Origin of the sequence: Micromonospora sp. NPDC049175, from assembly GCF_043197345.1 — a bacterium.
Taxonomy (GTDB): Bacteria; Actinomycetota; Actinomycetes; order Mycobacteriales; family Micromonosporaceae; genus Micromonospora.
The window spans coordinates 317,091-334,145 of the sequence record NZ_JBICSY010000003.1; the positions used below are offsets into that span (position 1 = coordinate 317,091).

Below are 17,055 nucleotides of genomic sequence, written 5' to 3' on the forward strand. Positions count from 1 at the left end.
AAGCCTCGGTATCCGCTCATGACGAGCGCCGCCGCGCCGTCGACCGCCCGGCCCGCCCCCGCACCGCCCCGGCTGCCCTCGCTGACCGGGCTGCGCTGGATCGCCGCGCTGCTGGTCTTCGGGTTCCACGCGGGCACCATGCGGATCATCGCCGAGCCGGACTACAAGGCCGTTGTCGACAAGCTGTTCGGTCTCGGTCTGTCCGGGGTGCAGTTCTTCTTCATCCTCAGCGGGTTCGTGCTGGTCTGGTCGGCCCGGGTCGGCGACTCCCGGCGTACCTTCTGGCGGCGTCGGATTGCCAAGATCTACCCCAACCACCTGGTGCTGTTCGGGGCGACGTTGCTCGTCGCCTGGTGGTTCGCCGACCCGGTCCTGCCGGCGGCCGCGTTGGAGAACGTGCTGCTGTTGCAGGCGTGGGATCCCCGGCCGGGCTGGTTCTACAGCCTCAACACGGTGAGCTGGTCGCTCTCCTGCGAGTTCTTCTTCTACCTCTGCCTGCCGCTGGCGCTGCCGCTGCTGCGCCGGGCCCGGCCGAAGCTGCTCGTGGTGCTGATCGTCGCGCTGCCCCTGCTGATCCTCGCGCTCTGGCCGGCCCAGCACCTGGTGCCGGAGGTGAGCCGGTGGTGGTTCACCCAGATCTTCCCGCCGGTCCGGTCGCTGGAGTTCTGGCTGGGCGCGGTGGCGGCCGAGTTGATGCGCCGGGGACTCTGGCGCGGCCCGGGGCTGACCTGGGCCAGCGTCATCTTCGTGGGCACCTGGGCGGTTGCCACGCAGTGGATTCCCGCGGAGCTGTGGACCACGCTGCTCGCGGTCGCGTACCTGCTGGTGATCACCGCCGCCGCGGACGCGGACGTGCGGGACCGGCGGTCGCCGTGGCGGTCCCGCCCGCTGGTCTGGCTCGGCGAGGTCTCCTTCGCCTTCTACCTGGTCCACGTGTTGGTGATGACGAGCGTGCTGCGCTTCACCGGCGACTGGGGGACCGGCTTCGAGGGCTGGCGCGGCCCGGTCGTGGTGCTCGGTTTCCTGCTGGTGACACTGCTCCTCGCCGGGCTGCTGCATCGCTACGTCGAAACCCCGATGATGCGCCGGCTCGCACCGCGCCGTCCGGCCCGAGCGGCGTCCGTCCCCGGACAACGCACGGCCCCCAGCCGGGCCGCCGGCAACGACGCCCCCGAGACCGGCGTGGGGACCCGCACCGAGGCCGGCGGGCCCGACCAGACCGACAATCGATCCACGTACGCGGACACGCGCTGACGCCATCCACCCTGGTCAGCGGGCTCGGCGCGGCGCGCGTCGACACGCCCGTGGTCGATGCGCCCGGGTCGGCACGACGGTAGCGTGGGGACGTGCTTCCGGTCGCGTTCACCTGTCCCCTGTGGTGGGTGGCGCGCTGGGCGACCCGGGTGCTGACCAGCCTCGCCGTCGTCGCGGCCCTGGCGCTCGGCGCCGGCGCGGCCGCGGCCGCCGTGCCGAACCCGTCCGCCGCGTCGAGCCTGAGCGCCGCGCCGAGCCTGAGCGCCGCGTCGAGCCCGTCCGTCGCGCCGAGCCTGAGCGCCGCGCCGACCGTGGGCGCCGGGCCGAGTGCGGGTGTCGCCGGGGAGGCCTCCCCGGCCTGGTCGGTCGACGCGCAACCGGCGCTCCCCGGCGGCCAGGGCGCCGTCGTGACCGGCGCGCTGCGGGTGCGCGCGGCCGGGTCCGACCGGCTGCCCCTCGTCGACGGCTCCCGCAGCCGGGCGCCCCGGGGTCCACCCGGGCGCTGAGCCACCGGGACGAGCGTCCCGTCGCCGCGCCCTGTCGACAGACCAGCTCCGCACCCCGCCGACCCTTGGCCCGCCCGTGGCCAGGGGACTCGCGGGGCCCTCATCGCTCTGCTTCCTCCGCGAGGTGCCGACTATGGAGACCGCCGTCTTCTACCAGTTCGTAACCGAGGTACCGCAGGCCGCCGCCATCTGGTCGGCCCTGTTCCTCCTGGCGCTGGGCGTGCTCGCCGTGCTGGTCGCCAGGCCCGAACGGGACCGTCCCATCGGTGACCCGTCGCCGGCCGTACCGACCGCCCGCGAGGTGGCCGCGGCCGAGGTCGTCGACAGGCGCCGGTACGCCGAGGAGGTGGCTGTCGCCGCGGCCGGCGCGGCCAGGACGGCCCAGCGGCGGCGCGATGCCTGGCTGATCAGTCAGGAGCAGGCGGAACGGGCCTGGGCGCGGTACGACGAGGCGGACACCGCGGCGCGCCGCTTCGCGGGATCCGGGGCGCTGCCCACCCCGGGCACCCCCCGCACCCCGGCCGAGTACGCCGCCCGGGAGCGCTACCTGCACCGTGCGGCGACGGCGGCGTACTGGCGGGGCGACCTGAGCATGGCGCAGCTCAGCGACGTGTTCGGGCGGCGGCACGGCTGGGATCCCCGGCGGCACCCGGTCGAGCAGGAAGCGCTGCTCAGCCGGGCGATCCGGGACGCGCGACGGGCCGACCACCAGGCCGCCGCCGACGCTGAGCGGGCCGCCTGGCGGGCCGCGGAACTGGCCGCCGAGTCGGCGCGCGTCCTTGCCCAGGAGGCGGCTTTGGCAGCGGCCCGGCTGCGGCCCAGCCGGGCACCGGCCCGCCGGCTGGTGCCCGGGGCTGCCCGCCCCGCCGTCGTGACACGCTGGCGTCCCGCCCGTGCGGGTTGAGCTCGATCCGTTATGTGAGCCCGCTCACCGCATTCCGAAATCGGGCGTCCGGCACGATCGGCTCGATTGTTCCCGGGATTGTGGCCGCACTTTTGGCGACCTGTCCGGTTGTCGCCCGTAGGCGTCACCGTAACCGCTTGTCCCATCGAGTCACGTCATCGGCCAGACGCGGAGAAATTGCTGCGCCGATCCGGGTTTACGCAGGTGAACCTGGCTTGGCAGGGTGTGAACGGGCCAGTAGTGTCGTCCCGTCCGGTGCGGTAACCGATCGCAAGAGGCGACGCCGCGCCGACCCGCTCAATCGTGATGAACGAACCGGGGACCCATCAGTAAGTCCGGGGTGAATCCGCGAGCCACGGCCCGCGGTAGGGCGATCTTCCCGCCCGAATCCGTCAGCTAACCCGGTAGGCGGTCTCGGAAGGAGTTCCATCCTCGTGCAGCATCTCTCCACCCCTCGGCTGTTCCCTCGCCTCCACGGCGTAGCGGTGCCCCCGCTCATCGGTCACGTGACGGTGAGCTGACCCCCGGGTCATCGCCCAACCGCCCGGCCACGCCGGGTGTTCCCCTGAGCGGTTCACCATCCGCGGACCATCGTCCGCGCGCTGGCCCCTGCCCGGATACCGGCCCGGCCCCGGTGTGCCGCTCTCCCCCCGATCCGTGGAGGACCCCGTGAAGCACACCATGCAGCGTCAGCTCCGCCGCATCGCCACCCAGCGCCCGTACCAGATCGCCGCCGCCTCCGCCGCGGCCCTCGTGATCGCCACCACCACCGGCACCCTGCTCGCCACCACCGACGACGCGCCGGCCGGCCAGCGCACCGCGACCACTGTCGCCGAGATGCGCAGCGACGTCGCCGCCTCCCGTGGCGAGGTGCGAGACGCCTCCCCGTCGGCCAGCGCCGCGCCGACGAGCGCCGCCCCGGCCACCAGCGCCGCCGCGCCCGCCGCCAAGGCGAGCAGCAACCCGGACCTGACCCGCAAGCCGGAGCGGCCGAAGCCGCCGGCGACAAAGGTGCTGGACTACGAGTACGAGGCGCAGAACACCTACTACAACTGCGGCCCGGCGGCCACCCGCAACGCGCTCAGCGCCACCGGGATCGACCGTACCCAGGAGGAACTCGGCGCCGAGCTGGGCACCACCGAGATGGGCACCAACTCGGCCGAGGACACCACGCGGGTGCTCAACGCCGAGGTGAAGGGCTCCCCGTACCGGACCCGGATGTTCGCCGGCGCGCCCAGCCCGGCCCAGATGGACCGCCTCCAGGCCGACGTCGTCAAGGCCATCACCGACGGCCGGGGCGTGGTCGCCAACGTCGTCGGGGACGCCACCGACACCGACGGCAGCTGGCACTCCTACGGCGGGGGGCACTACGTCGCCGTCGTGGGTTACAAGGACAACGGCCGCACGGTACGCATCGCCGACTCGGCGAACCCGTCCGACCCGTCGTACTGGATCACCACGATCGACCTGGCCAACTGGATCGCCAGCCGGGGCTACTCCGCCTGACCCAGGCACGCTGACCGCCACGGGCGCCGTCCCTCACGAGGGGCCGGCGCCCGTGGTGTCTCTCCCGCCGGTCCGGGGTACGCCCCCGTCGACGACTCTCGTCCGGGACCGTGAACCGTGGGAGACTGCGGCCGTGGTGGATGAATCGGGTGGTCACACCGGTCGACGGCCGGTCCTGCTGCTGTTGCACGGCATGGGGGCGACCGGTGACGTGTGGTTGCCGTGGGCGCCGCACCTGGAACGACACTGGCCCGGCCGGTGGCTGGCACCGGACCTCGCCGGCCACGGCTGGACGCCGCCGCTGCCGTCGTACTCCTTCGCCGGTTTCGCCCGGCGGATCGCGCCGGCCCTCGCCCTCGACGATCGTCTCGTCGTGCTCGGGCACTCGCTGGGTGGTGTGGTCGGCCTCGCGTTGGCCGCGCGCGACGCCGGGATGCCCGTGGACGCGGTGGTCGGGTTGGGGATCAAGGCGCTCTGGTCGCCCACCGAGCTGGACCGCGCCGCCGAGTTGGCCGCCCGCCCGGTGAGCTGGTTCGCCAGCCGCACCGAGGCGGCCCGCCGCTACCTGCGTGTCTCCGGGCTGGCCGGCCTGCTCCCGCCGGACCACCCGGTGGTGGACGCCGGTCTCCGTCAGGTCGACGGCCGGTGGCGTCTCGCCATGGATCCGAACGCCTTCGCCGTCGGCGAGCCCGACCTGAGCGCGCTGCTGGCGGCGATCGACGTGCCGGTGCTGCTGGCGCGCGGCGAGCACGATCCGATGGTCACCGACGCGCAGCTCAAGGAGTACGGCGTACCGGTCGCCACGCTGCCCGGTCTCGGCCACAACGCGCACGTGGAGGATCCGGCGGCCGTCCTGGCGCTGCTGGACGCGTACCGCTGAGCTTCGTCGGGGTGATAAACCCGTAGTGCCGCCCCACCCCGACGCCTACCATTCCGCGGTGATGTCCCCTGTCGAGCAAGCCCTGGTCACGAGCGTGAGCCTGAACGTCGTCGACACCCGACTCGACGACGCGGCGCGTCGCTGCCGGCCGCTCGTCGCGTCGCTCGGCGCGGTGAGCCTCACGGCGTCCCGAACCGAGGTCGACGGCCCCCGCGCCGGGGTGAACCTGGACCTCGGGCTGACGCCGGCCTCCCCGTCGGCGTCCGGCGGGGAGGCGGTACGCCAGGTCGTCGCACCGCTGCTGGAGCGCTTCCGGTGGGGCCGTGGCGACCTCGACATCTCCGACACGGCTGCCGGCCATCCGTGGGGTTTCGCCGCCGGTCCCGAGCGGACGACCGACGGCGTGACGCCGTTGAGCGTGTCCGTCGGCGCGGTCGGTGACACTCCGGAGGAGTGGTGGGATCCGCCGGAGTGGCTGCCCGCCGACACGTCCGTCCGGTCCGTCCGGCGACGGGTCAGGCGACTGCCGGCAGCGGCGTCCGACGACGACGTGGTGGCCCGGGTGCACGCCCGGCTGACGGCCCCGGATCTCGACACCGCCCTGGTCCGCTGCCTTCCACTGCTCGGACGGGCGGACGTGTGGTCCGTCGACCTCCACCCGGTGGCGGTCGACGGGGGCGGCGTGTGGGGTCTGGCCCTGCTCCTGGTGCTGCCCCTGGTCGACGTGTCACCGCAGGCTCCCTTCGGGACCGGGGTGGACGCCCTCGCCGCCGAGTTCGGACTCCTGACGGGGCGCCTGCGCAGGTCACCGCTCGGCGTCTGGATGGTGGCGGCGATGGAGGCGGACCGACCACTCACCGAAGGTCCGACGGTCGAGGCGCTGTACGTGCGGACCGGCATCGACCCGTTCGACCCGGGGCCGGTCGACCGGCCGGTGGAGACCCGGGAGATGGTGCTGCGAGGCCGGAGTGAGGACGGTCCGGACGAGGCCGAGTTGATCAGCGCGATCGAGGAGGCGTTGCGGGACGCCGTACGGGTCGTGCTGACCGTCGACGTCGTCGGCCCGGTCGCGGACGCCACGGCCGTCGTCCGGGACGTCGTCGGGTTGGACGAGGAGGACATCGAGTCGGTCGGTAGCGAGACCCTCGCCGACGGGCGGCGGAGAATCGTGGCACACCTCGGGGCCACGCTGATGGGCGCCGAGGAGGTGCTGCGGTTTGTCGTCGCCTCCTCCGCACTCCAGCCGTGGGAGTTGTCGCTCCCCGAGTCGGCCGACGGCATCGCGACAGCCGAGTGGCACGCGCCGGCCGGCACGTCCGGGATCGTCCGGATCGAGCTGAACGCGGGGGATCGGCTCGGCCTGCGCTAGCCGCGTGCCCTAGCCCTCTCGCCGGGTCCGGCAGGCGGGGTCAGGCGAGGGGGGAGAGCTGCGGCGCACGCTCGGCCGCGGGGTCCTCCGTCGCCGCCAGCTCCCGGCGGGCGGCGGTCAGGAACGCCTCGGCGTACGACTCGGCGGGGAAGTCACCCAGGTAGCGCCGGCGGGTGGCCCAGCGCTCCGCCGCCAGCGGATCGGTGTCCAGCAGCGCGGTCAGCACCTCGTCCACGTTGGACAGGTCCCGACGCAGCACGTAACCCGACGCCGCCAACGGGAACCGCTCGGCGAACCTGTCGCCCTCGTCACCCATGTCGGTGACCGCGTACGGCTTGCTGGAGTAGAGGTAGTCCGAGATCACCCCGGACACGTCGGAGATCAGCGCGTCCGAGGCGTTCACGCACTCGGTCAGGCTCAGCTCGCGGGCCGCCGCGCCGACGACGTGCGGGCGTCCGCTGCGGGCCCGGTCGGCGACGAGCAACTCGGTCAGCCGGCCCAACTGGCGTGCCGACGCCGGGTTCTGCGTCGTGTACGGGTGGGCCCGCAGGATCACCGTCGCGCCGCGCTCCAGGAGCCGACGCAGCAGCCCCTCGGCCACCGGCAACGAGCAGTAGTCGGCGTCGGCGTGGTGCCCGGTCCAGGTCGGGGTGTAGAGCACCGTCGGGTTGGCCAACCCCCGGGCCGGCTCGGGGCGTACGTCGATCGACTCCACCTGCGGGCGGCCCACCACCACGAACTTGTCCGCCGGGATCCGCACGCCGGCGCGGGCGTACCTGTCGATCGCGGCCGGGCCGGCCACGAAGATCCGGTCGAAGATCCCGGACACCGGGTTGGCGCTCGGCGCCTTGTCGCTGTCGCCGTGGTGCAGTTGGACGTGGGTGAGCTGGGTGAAGCGGATGCAGTGGCTGTTCTTCGCCCCGTGGTTGACGTAGAACGCGGCCCGCAGGCTCGGCACCAGCGCCTCGTCCATCGCCCGCAGGGTGGGGCAGTAGACCACCGGCGCGTCGGTGGCCGCGGCGATCGGGGCCAGGAACTCCGGCTCGCGCAGCACGACGAGGAACGGTCGGCCGATCCGCCGCAGATACGGCAGCCACATGGTGACCTGGTATTCCGAGCCGGGCGGCGCGGAGAAGTAGAGCAGGAACTCCGGCTGGTGGCGGCGCAGCGCGCGGGCCACCGGCCCGCCACCGGCTCCCGGCCGGAACCGCCGCCGGGCCAGGTCCAGGGCGACAGCCCCGGTGCCCGCGCCGACCAGCAGGCTCGCGGCCAACGCCACGCCGGCCGGCAGGGTGAGCGCGGCGGCGAGCGCCAGGACGGCGAGCAGCCCGAGCAGTACGGTGCCGAGCCGGTCGGCGACCAGCGGCGTCCAGGCGCGGACCGGCAGGTTGGCCGCGCGGATCTCCAGGTTGCCGGCGGTACGCAGCGGCCCCACCAGCAGCACCAGCCCCAGCAGGACCAGGGCGGTGGCGACGAGCGTGAGGTTGAGCCCGTCGTCGAGCCGCCGGGAGTATCCGACCAGGATCGCGGCGGCGACAAGAGTCGTCTCCGCGACGAGGTCGGCGCCGGGCCGGATCCGCTGCTCGGCCGCCGAGGCGACGAGCGCGGCGACGGCCAGCGCCAGCCCCCAGCCGGTGGCGCCGGTGAGCGCCAGCACGACAAAGGCCAGCACGGCCAACCCGGTGCTCAGGCACCGGGCGGCCAGCTTTCGGACCAGGTCGCCGCGCATGTCGCTCCGTTCGTGGTTCCGCCGCCGGTAGGTGTCAGCTCGTCGACGCCGCGCCGGCCGGCGCCTGGAGGAGACTCGGCCCGGTCTGGGCCGGCACGCTCGGCGTGGGCCCGTCGCCGGGCGCCCGGCGTACGTCGATGACCTGGCCGGTCAGGTCGGAGATCAGCACGTCGAGCGACGACTGGGCGACGGCCTCGGCGGCGAGCAGGGTGTGCTCCGGCTCCTCGCCGAAGGCCCGCGTCCGCATCGGCGTCGCGGTCCGCTCCGGGTTGATGCAGTTGACGCGTACGCCGACGTCGGCCCACTCGTCGGCGAGCGCCTGGGTGAGGTTGACCAGGGCCGCCTTGGTGGCCGAGTAGAGCGCGTAGCGGGCCCGCCCCCGGGTGTAGGAGCTGGACGTGTAGAGCAGCAGCTGACCCTTGGTCTGCTGGAGGTAGGGCAGCGCCTGGCGGGCGATTGTCACCGGGCCGACGAAGTTGACCTGGAGCAGCCGGTCCATCGTCTCCTCGTCCATCTCGGCGAGGGCGCCCTTCTCCAGGATGCCGGCGGTGACCACCACGTGGTCGATCCGGCCGGTGGCCTCGAAGGCGGTCGTCAGCGCGGCCTCGACGTCGGCGGCCCGCTCCACGTGGGTGCCGGTGCTGGAACGGCTGAACGGGAAGACCTGGGCGCCGTAGCGCCGGGCCAGCTCGGTCAGCTCGTGGCCGATGCCGTAGCTGCCGCCGAACACCACGATGGTGCGGCCGGTCAGCTCCTCGCTGTAGCTGCGGTGGTCGGTCAGCCGGGGTGCCTGCGCCGCGGCGAGCTGGAAGAGCTTGTCCGCCAGGTGCACGTCGACCGGGTGGGTGACCTTGATGTTCTCGTCCGAGCCGTCGATCACCTTGATCGGGGTGCCGGGCAGGTAGCGCAGCACCACGCCGCAGTCGTCGGTGGCGGCGAAGTCCCTGTCGTCCTCGGCGATCCGGTACGCCTCGCGGATGGTGGGGGAGCGGAACGCCTGCGGGGTCTGCCCACGGCGCAGCCGGGAGCGCACCGGGATGTCGGTGATGCAGTCGTTGTCGTCCACCTGGATGATCGTGTCCGCGGACGGGATGGCCACGTCCACGGCGTCGTAGGTCCACAGCGCGTTGACGCACTCGCGCACGATCCGGCCGCTGAGCAGTGGGCGGACCGCGTCGTGGAAGAGGATGTTGCAGTCCTCCGGGCCGACCGCGTCCAGCGCGATCCGAGTGGTGGCGTTGCGGGTGTCGCCGCCCTCGATCACCTTGCTGACCTTGCGCAGGCCGGCCTTCTCGACGATCTGCTGGGCGTCGTCGACGTGGCCGGTCGCCATCAGCACGATGATCTCGTCGATCTCCGGCGCCGCCTCGAAGACCGCCAGGGTGTGCTCGATGATCGGCTTGCCGGCGATCTTGAGGAGCTGCTTGGGGATGCCGAGGCCCAGTCGGGTCCCGGTGCCTCCGGCCAGAACCACGGCCACCGTCCGCGAGGGCCGCCACGGCGTCGGGGTCCCCGCTGCGGCGTCCGGGCCAGTGGTCTGGTCCTGCGTCATTGCCGGATCCTCACTCTCTTCGGATGCGTTAACGGAAGGTTCCGCCCGAGCGGCGACGGAATGAACCTTAACGCGCGGACCGCGCCGCCCCAACGCGGGCGACGCGGTCCATGGCGTCGTGTCGATGCAGGCTGTCTACTTGCTGTTCGCGTACGCCTCGTAGGCCCGGATGACCTCGTCGGTGGGCCCGTCCATCCGCAGGACGCCCGATTCCAACCAGATCGTTCGTTCGCAGGTGTCGCGTACGGAGGAGAGTTGGTGGCTGACGAGGAACACCGTGCCCGCGCCCTCCCGCAGCTCCCGTACCCGCTGCTCACTGCGCTTGCGGAAGCCCTTGTCGCCGGTGGCGAGCGCCTCGTCGATGAGCAGCACGTCGTGCTTCTTCGCGGCGGCGATGGAGAACCGCAGCCGCGCCGCCATGCCCGAGGAGTACGTCCGCATCGGCAGGCTGGCGAAGTCGCCCCGCTCGTTGATCCCGGAGAACTCGATGATCCCGGCGGCCTGTTGGGCCACGTCGTCCGGGTGCATGCCCATGGCCAGGCAGCCGAGGGTGACGTTGCGCTCGCCGGAGAGGTCGTTGAGCAGGGCGGCGTTCACGCCCAGCAGCGACGGTTGCCCCTGGGTGTGGATCGCGCCCCGGTTGACCGGCAGCAGGCCGGCGATGGCCCGCAGGATGGTGGACTTGCCGGAGCCGTTGCTGCCGATCAGCCCGATCGCCTCGCCCCGGTACGCGGTGAAGGAGACGCCCTTGACGGCGTGCACCTCCCGGATGTTCGGGGCGTGGGTGCGCTTGACCAACCGGCGCAGCGCGGCCACCGGGGTGGTGCCACCGCCGGCGCCCTGGTGCACCCGGTAGATGATGTGCGCGTCGTCGACCACCACGGTCGGGATGCGCTCCTGGGCCGCGGTCATCGTCGCGGTCGCCTCGGTGGGGGCCTCGAAGTGCTCAACCACGGCCGTACTCCTGTTCGCCGCGCCAGAAGTAGATGAAACCGCCCAAGCCGGCGAGCAGCGCCCACCCGCCGCCGACCAGCCAGAGCTGGGCCAGCGACTCGTTGAGCAGCGGTGCCTCCTCCAGCAGCGTGTACCGCGCAAGCTCGATGTAGACGAGCAGCGGGTTGTACTGCACGAGCGTCGTCGCCCAGCTCGGCAGCCGCTCGAAGAGGCTGACGTTGTAGAGGACGCCGGAGCCGTACATCCAGGTGCGCATGATGAACGGCATGACCTGCTTGAGGTCGCTCGACTTGCTGCCCAGCCGCGCCACCACGAGGACGACGCCGGCGTTGAACACCGCCTGGAGGAACAGGGCCGGCACCAGCAGCAGCCACTTCAGCGTGATCGGCTCGCCGGTGACGAGCACGATGCCGATCAGCACCACCATCGACGCCAGCAGTTGCTGGAACTGCGTCAACGTCGTGGACAGCGGCAGGCTGGCCCGGGGGAAGTGCAGCGCCCGGATCAGCCCCAGGTTGCTGCTGATCGCCTGGGTGCCGGCCAGGACGGCGCTCTGGGTGAAGTTGAAGATGAACAGCCCGGTGGTGAGGTAGGCGATGTAGTTCGGCATGTCGTTCTGTGCCAGCACCACCCCGAAGATCAGGTAGTAGACCGCCGCGTTGGTCAGCGGGGTGAGCACCTGCCAGAGCTGGCCCAGCTTGGCGTTGCTGTAGGAGGCGACCAGCTTGGCGTTGGCGTACGCGGCGATGAAGTGCCGGTAGGCCCACAATTGGCGGCTGTACTCGACGAGGGTCGGTCGCTCACCGGCGACCCGTAACCCGTGCCGAGCGGCCAGCTGCGCCTGGGTCAGGCCCGTGTCGGGGTCGACCAGCGCGGTGGTGGCCATGGAAATGGCGCTCCGATCTTTCGTGCAGACGGGGTAGCTCGCGACGATGGAATCCTAGTGGGAGATGTGCGCGGGGCGCCGCCTCGTCGCTGCGTGGACAGTAGTCCGAAACACGTCGGGACGCAACCGTACCGTCGTTGCGCTACCCTGGGCACCGTGACCTGCGATAAGAGTCCCTGGTGACGACCGAGAAGAGGCGTGCCCCGGCCGGTGCGGCAGTGCTCCGTGGGGAGATCACCACGGCCATTCGGCGTGCCCTGACGCAGGAGCTGGCCGCGGTCGGCTACGGCCGGCTCTCCATCGAGGCGGTGGCGCGGCGCGCCGGTGTCAGCAAGACGGCGATCTACCGGCGCTGGAACTCCAAGCTCGACCTGGTGTTGGAGATCGTCGCCGCGGTGGCCCAGGGCAAGCTACCGGCCCTGGACACCGGCACCCTGCGCGGCGACCTCGCCCTGCTGTTCCAGGCGGTGGCACGTGCGCTGCGCCACCCGCTGGCGTCGCAGATCATCCCGGACCTGCTGGCCGAGGCGGCGCGCAACCCCAGCATCGACGCGACCCTGCGTCAGGTGCTGCACGCCCGTCAGCAGGAGATCGGCGGTCGCCTGGTCACCCGTGCCGTGCAGCGCGGCGAGCTGCCCGCCGACACCGATCCGGACGCGGCGATCGACCTCATCGTGGGCCCGCTCTACTGGCGGCTGGCCATCGCCCGTCTCCCGCTCACCGACGGCTATCTCGACAACCTGGTCGAGTCCGTGGCCGCCGGGCTCGGCGCCGACACTGTTCTGCCCCGTCCTCGGCCCGCCCCGATCTCGGGCTGACCAGGCGCCCGACACACCGCCGCCCGCAGCGGCGGTCGCCCTGTCCGATTCCGCTACGCTGCCCCCGGACACCCGGCCGGCAGCGCGCCGAAACCCTAATCCGTCTGACGAGTAAGGACGACCGTGGCCAACGTCGACAGCATCGCCGTAGCGCCCGCCGACCCGGACCCGACACCGCCCGCGCCCCGTCCGGTCGGTCGTCGTCCGGCCCAGTCCCGGGTACGCGCGCTGGTGGCCGTCGCCCCGGCCGTGCTCACTGACGGCGCCGTGCTCGCGTTCGCGCTCTTCACCGTGATCTACCACCTGGCCTTCCTGGGTGACCTGCGTCCGTCGGTGACCTTCCGGATCTGGCTGGTGGCCTGCGTGCTGCTCGCGGCCGTGGTCCTGCTGCGCGCCCGCCGTCGGCTCGTCGCCTCCCCGGCCGACACCGAGGGGACGGCGGCCGCCGACGGCGCGCCGGCCGAGCCGGGCGGCATTCGGCCCGCCGTCGACCGCCGCCTGCTGATCGGGGTGCTCGTCGCCGCCGGCGTGGCCGCCGTCTCCGCCGGTGTCACCGCCGGGACCAGCGCCGGCGTCGCGTGGTGGATTCCGGCGGTGGCCGGCCTGCTCGCCGCGATCGGCGGGCTGCTGCTGGTACGCCAGATCTGGCTGCGCGGCCCGGTGTCCACCACCGTCGCCCCGGCGCCCACCGCGGCCCAGTCGGCGTACGCGCTCGTCGTCTCGGCGCTTGTCGGCATCTCCTCGTTCTTCATGGCCCGCAACACCCCGGACGACGTCTACTACGTCGGCAAGTCGGTCTGGATCGCCGAGCGCGACCTGATCCCGCTCAACGACTTCCTGTTCTCCGAGAACGTGCTGCCGGCCATGGGCTCGCAGCCGCCGATCCCGTCGATCGAGGTCTTCGACGGCGCGTTCGCCAACGTCGTCGGCATCCACGCCAGCTCGGCCCTCTGGTACGTGCTGCTGCCGATCATGGCGATGATCGCGGCGCTGGCGCTCTGGCGGCTGACGCACCGGTGGGCTCCGCGCCGTCCGGTGCTCGCCTTCACCGTGGCGCTCGCGTACCTGTACCTCGTCGCCGGCGCGGACGCCGCGCTGGGCACGTTCCACCTCCTGCGGCTGCACGAGGGCAAGGGCATGTTCGTCTCGGCGGTCATTCCGCTGATGTGGCTCTACCTGACCGAGTGGTTCGACACCCGGTCGCGGCGCAGCCTGGTGCTCATCGTGGCGCTCTCGATCACCGCGATCGGCCTCACCAACACCGCGGCGATCATCCTGCCGCTGCTTGTCGGCGCCGCCGGCTTCGCCATGCTGCTCGTCGGCCGGTGGAAGGACGCCGCCATCGCGGCGGTCGCCGCCCTCGCGTACCCGATCGGCTCGCTCGTGGTCTCCCGTCTGCTGCTCGGCGGGATGTCCGCCGAGGGCGCGGACGACGCCTTCTTCGACGCGGCGTACACCTACCGGCGGACCCTGCTGTTCGGGGTGGTGGGCGTGATCAGTGGTCTGGCGCTGTGGTGTGGCCCCCTGCTCGCCCGTCGGCGTACGCCCGCGCTGCTCGCCGCCGGCGCGACCCTCGCGCTGAGCGTGATGTTGGTGCCCGGCGTGCTCGAGCTGATGAGCGCGTTGAGCGGGATCTCGGTGGTGCTCTGGCGCGTGCCGTGGCTGCTCGCCCTGCCGACGCTCATCGCTCTGCTCAGCACCGTGCGCGTGCCGACGTCGCGACCGGCCCTGTACCGCACGGCGGTCGGCGGGATCGCGGTGCTGCTGGTCGCCTCGTTCGCGCTGTTCGCCACCCCGATGTGGTCGGCGAAGAGCTGGGTCGACGTGCACAAGCGCCCGACCTGGAAGATTCCCCAGCAGCGTCAGGCCATCGCCTTCTGGATCAAGGGCCTGGACCGCCCGCAGGGCATGCTGCTCGCGCCGAAGACGATCATGCGGACGGTGCCGATCGTCACCAGCGAGGTCCGGGTCGTCCTGCCGCGGGACTTCTACCTCGTCGAGTACGACCTCACCTCCCAGTTCGCCAAGGACCGGCTGCTGCTGGCCGGGTTCGCCGACGGCACGGCCAGCCCGTCGCCGGCCGAGTTGACGCCGGCACTCGACCGCCTGGACGTCGGCACCATCTGCGTCTACAACGGCAACCAGTACGCCCGCGACACCGCGCCCCAGCTCGGCTACCGGGAGTTCGCCACGCGCAAGGCCCCCGGGGCGATGACCTGCTTCGGGCGGGCCGGCTGAGCGCTCCACCCGTCGCCGGGCACCCGACGCCGGGGCGGGGTCGGGCTGCGCCGAGCGCGCGACTTTGCCCGAAATGGTGCGGGATACCCGAGCGACACCGAGCTGTCCCTTCGCGTTAAGGTCGCAGTCAGGCGCGGCCGGCCACGGTTGACCCGCCGCGCCAACGGGGGAATGACGTCGGCCCAGCACGGGCGCAGCCCGCAACGCATTCTCGTAGGGAGCGAACTCGTTTTGTTCGGCACGTTCACAGGACGCCTCGGAGTGGCCGCCCACAGCGCGCTACTGGTGTTGGCCTACCTGGTCATGCTCGTCGGTGGTCTGTTCGGCTGGGTCGGCCTGTTCGCCGTCGCCGGGCTCGCCGCCATCATCGGCGAGTTCGCCGTCGCCCGCTGGTCACCCCCGTCGCAGCTACTGCTGGAGAAGGTGGGCCTGCACTGGTCGTACCGGCAGCTGACCCGGGACCTCGCGGCCGTGTTGCTCGTCGCCGCCGAGGTGCGGCTCAGCGGCGGCGAGCTGACCCTGCTGCTGGCGCTGCCGGCCGCGGTGTGGGTCGTGTCGGTCTTCGCCGGCGCGCTCTCCATCATGATCGAGCGTCGTAACCCCCTCTCCGCCATGGTGCGCAACATCGAGCTGGGCGAGCTGCGCTCGGCTCCCCAACTGCCCGGCTGGGTGGCGGCGGTGGCCGGTGACCGGATGCCCCTGCTCAACCTGCTGCTGGTGCCGGCCGCCGTGGCCGCGGCGGTCCAGCACGATGCGACGCCGTTCTTCGCCGCCGCCGCGGTGGCGGTCGTGGCGACCGGTCTGGTGGGCGCCATCACCGCGCTGACCTGGTTGCGCGGCCGGGGCCGGAGCACGGGGGAGGGCCCGCTGCTGCCCGCCGTGCAGCGCTGGCTGGACAACCACCGGCCCGAGGTGGCGCTCTACTTCGCCGGTCCGGCCAAGGACGTCTACCAGGCGAACATGTGGCTCGCCCCGACCGAGGCGCTCCAGCAGCGCGCGGTGGTCCTGCTGCGCAGCCGGGACGCGTTCCTGGAGTTGGCCGACACCCGGCTGCCGGTGATCTGCGTACCGACCGGGGTCGACTTCATGAACCTCGACCTGCGCAGCATCCGCGCGGCGCTCTACTCCGCGAACGTCGGCGCGAACATCCACATGCTGCGTGAGCCGAGCACCAAACACGTCTTCGTCGGACACGGCGACAGCGACAAGCAGGCAAGCGTCAACCCGTACAGCAAGGTGTACGACGAGGTCTGGGTCGCCGGCCTGGCCGGCCGGGAGCGCTACGCCCGAGCCGGTGTGGGGGTCCTCGACTCGGACATCGTCGAGATCGGCCGCCCGCAGCTCGCCGGGGTGCACACCTTCGGCGCCGAGTCGGTGGACCGGCAGTTCACCGTGCTCTACGCCCCCACCTGGGAGGGCTGGCTCGACGACGACCCGTACCACACCTCGCTGGTGCTGATGGGCGAGCGGATCGTCAAGGGGCTGCTCGCCACGACGCCCCGGCTGCGGCTGGTCTACAAGCCACACCCGCTCACCGGGTCGCGGTCCCGGGCGGCCCGCGCGGCGCACGACCGGATCGTGTCGGCCATCCGCGCCGCCGGCGGCGACCCGAACGCGTCCTCGCTGGACGGCACCGCGCACCTGGTGGTCACCGGCCGTACGCCGGCGCTGTTCGACTGCTTCAACCAGACCGACCTGCTGATCAGCGACGTGTCCAGTGTGGTCTCCGACTTCGTGCAGAGCCAGCGGCCGTACGTGGTGGCCAACCCGTCCGGCCTGTCCGAGGACGAGTTCCGCCGGGAGTACCCGACGGCTCGGGCCGCGTACCTGCTCTCCAAGGACTGCGGCGAGCTGGAGAAGATCGTGGCGGTCACCCGGGCCGGCGACGACCCGATGACCGAGGCCCGCCGGGAGCTGAAGACCTACCTGCTCGGCCCGGCCGAGGCGAACCCGATGGACCGGTTCCAGGAGGAGATCGACCGCCTCTGCCGCTGAGCGGCACCCACCGCGCCGCGCGACCGGCGCACGGATGACGCCGCGCGCCCGGCCCGACACCGTTCGGGTCGGGCGCGACCGGTTTCAGCCCAGCAGGGCGGCCACCGCGTCGGCGGCCGGAGTGTCCGCCGGCAATGCCCGCGCCGCGACGACCGCCGCGACCGGCAGCGGGCCGTACACGTGCGGAAAGAGGTGCCCACCGCGCGACGGCTCCCACCGCAGCGTGTCACCCAGCCGCTCCTCGGCCACGCTGAGCAGGGTCAGGCCGGTCGCGCCGGCGAAGTGCCGGCGGGCCGTCTCGACCACCTGGTCGGCGCCGGAGAGGTGGATGAAGCCGTCCTGCCGGTCCACGGCGGAGCCGGTGAAGGATCCGGCGGCGAGGGCGTCGTCCCATTCCGTGGCCGACAACAGTTTGTAGATCACCACCGCAGCCTACGGGTGCGCCGTCGGCGCGCTCGCCCGGT

14 protein-coding genes and 1 riboswitch are annotated in these 17,055 nt (G+C 72.5%); of the genes, 9 read left to right on the top strand and 5 right to left on the bottom strand.

Annotated features, from left to right (window positions below):
* Positions 1 to 18 precede the first annotated feature (18 nt).
* The 6 genes from ACGFH8_RS15345 (at position 19) to ACGFH8_RS15370 (ending at position 6,419) form a co-directional block, all read left to right on the top strand.
* On the top strand, positions 19 to 1,254 hold the full coding sequence (locus ACGFH8_RS15345; protein ID WP_393367405.1) for an acyltransferase family protein: 1,236 nt from the start codon (positions 19 to 21) through the stop codon (positions 1,252 to 1,254).
* 92 nt (positions 1,255 to 1,346) lie between these two features.
* A complete protein-coding gene (locus ACGFH8_RS15350) occupies positions 1,347 to 1,760 on the top strand; it encodes a hypothetical protein (RefSeq protein WP_393367406.1) in 414 nt (137 codons plus the stop codon).
* Between the two features lie 133 nt (positions 1,761 to 1,893).
* A complete protein-coding gene (locus ACGFH8_RS15355) occupies positions 1,894 to 2,664 on the top strand; it encodes a hypothetical protein (RefSeq protein WP_393367407.1) in 771 nt (256 codons plus the stop codon).
* Between the two features lie 284 nt (positions 2,665 to 2,948).
* Positions 2,949 to 3,090, top strand: a riboswitch (cyclic di-AMP (ydaO/yuaA leader).
* Positions 3,091 to 3,321: 231 nt separating this feature from the next.
* A complete protein-coding gene (locus tag ACGFH8_RS15360) occupies positions 3,322 to 4,170 on the top strand; it encodes a C39 family peptidase (protein ID WP_393367408.1) in 849 nt (282 codons plus the stop codon).
* A 133-nt stretch (positions 4,171 to 4,303) separates the two neighbouring features.
* Complete coding sequence (locus ACGFH8_RS15365) at positions 4,304 to 5,050, top strand: alpha/beta fold hydrolase (protein ID WP_393367409.1); 747 nt, start codon at positions 4,304 to 4,306, stop codon at positions 5,048 to 5,050.
* Positions 5,051 to 5,108: 58 nt separating this feature from the next.
* Positions 5,109 to 6,419 (top strand): hypothetical protein, encoded by a 1,311-nt coding sequence (locus tag ACGFH8_RS15370; RefSeq protein WP_393367410.1) that lies wholly within the window; start codon positions 5,109 to 5,111, stop codon positions 6,417 to 6,419.
* 40 nt (positions 6,420 to 6,459) lie between these two features.
* On the opposite strand, the gene ACGFH8_RS15375 is transcribed toward ACGFH8_RS15370, so the two are convergent.
* The 4 genes from ACGFH8_RS15375 to ACGFH8_RS15390 form a co-directional block, all read right to left on the bottom strand.
* Positions 6,460 to 8,148, bottom strand: a complete 1,689-nt coding sequence (locus ACGFH8_RS15375; protein WP_393367411.1) for a CDP-glycerol glycerophosphotransferase family protein — start codon at positions 8,146 to 8,148, stop codon at positions 6,460 to 6,462.
* 34 nt (positions 8,149 to 8,182) lie between these two features.
* Positions 8,183 to 9,700, bottom strand: a complete 1,518-nt coding sequence (locus ACGFH8_RS15380) for a D-ribitol-5-phosphate cytidylyltransferase (RefSeq protein ID WP_393367412.1) — start codon at positions 9,698 to 9,700, stop codon at positions 8,183 to 8,185.
* A 135-nt stretch (positions 9,701 to 9,835) separates the two neighbouring features.
* Positions 9,836 to 10,612 (bottom strand): ABC transporter ATP-binding protein, encoded by a 777-nt coding sequence (locus tag ACGFH8_RS15385; protein ID WP_393367955.1) that lies wholly within the window; start codon positions 10,610 to 10,612, stop codon positions 9,836 to 9,838.
* Positions 10,613 to 10,646: 34 nt separating this feature from the next.
* Positions 10,647 to 11,540: an ABC transporter permease gene (locus ACGFH8_RS15390; protein WP_393367413.1), complete on the bottom strand. Its 894-nt coding sequence runs from the start codon at positions 11,538 to 11,540 to the stop codon at positions 10,647 to 10,649.
* A gap of 179 nt (positions 11,541 to 11,719) precedes the next feature.
* Here ACGFH8_RS15390 and ACGFH8_RS15395 point away from each other — a divergent pair, with 179 nt between their 5' ends.
* The 3 genes from ACGFH8_RS15395 to ACGFH8_RS15405 all read left to right on the top strand — a co-directional run bounded on the left by ACGFH8_RS15395 (position 11,720) and on the right by ACGFH8_RS15405 (position 16,591).
* The gene (locus ACGFH8_RS15395) at positions 11,720 to 12,358 is read left to right on the top strand and encodes a TetR/AcrR family transcriptional regulator (protein ID WP_393367414.1); all 639 of its coding nucleotides are present in this window, start codon (positions 11,720 to 11,722) and stop codon (positions 12,356 to 12,358) included.
* Between the two features lie 123 nt (positions 12,359 to 12,481).
* Positions 12,482 to 14,596: a DUF6077 domain-containing protein gene (locus ACGFH8_RS15400; protein ID WP_393367415.1), complete on the top strand. Its 2,115-nt coding sequence runs from the start codon at positions 12,482 to 12,484 to the stop codon at positions 14,594 to 14,596.
* A 231-nt stretch (positions 14,597 to 14,827) separates the two neighbouring features.
* Complete coding sequence (locus tag ACGFH8_RS15405; RefSeq protein WP_393367416.1) at positions 14,828 to 16,591, top strand: CDP-glycerol glycerophosphotransferase family protein; 1,764 nt, start codon at positions 14,828 to 14,830, stop codon at positions 16,589 to 16,591.
* Between the two features lie 84 nt (positions 16,592 to 16,675).
* Here ACGFH8_RS15405 and ACGFH8_RS15410 read toward each other — a convergent pair whose 3' ends face one another.
* A complete protein-coding gene (locus ACGFH8_RS15410; RefSeq protein ID WP_393367417.1) occupies positions 16,676 to 17,014 on the bottom strand; it encodes a DUF952 domain-containing protein in 339 nt (112 codons plus the stop codon).
* Positions 17,015 to 17,055: the final 41 nt, after the last annotated feature.

Excerpts from the sequence above, each read along its gene's own strand:
- ACGFH8_RS15345 (WP_393367405.1), top strand. The coding sequence starts at position 19 with ATGACGAGCGCCGCCGCGCCGTCGACCGCCCGGCCCGCCCCCGCACCG.
- ACGFH8_RS15355 (WP_393367407.1), top strand. The coding sequence starts at position 1,894 with ATGGAGACCGCCGTCTTCTACCAGTTCGTAACCGAGGTACCGCAGGCC.
- ACGFH8_RS15375 (WP_393367411.1), bottom strand. The coding sequence starts at position 8,148 with ATGCGCGGCGACCTGGTCCGAAAGCTGGCCGCCCGGTGCCTGAGCACC.
- ACGFH8_RS15380 (WP_393367412.1), bottom strand. The coding sequence starts at position 9,700 with ATGACGCAGGACCAGACCACTGGCCCGGACGCCGCAGCGGGGACCCCG.
- ACGFH8_RS15385 (WP_393367955.1), bottom strand. The coding sequence starts at position 10,612 with ATGACCGCGGCCCAGGAGCGCATCCCGACCGTGGTGGTCGACGACGCG.
- ACGFH8_RS15390 (WP_393367413.1), bottom strand. The coding sequence starts at position 11,540 with ATGGCCACCACCGCGCTGGTCGACCCCGACACGGGCCTGACCCAGGCG.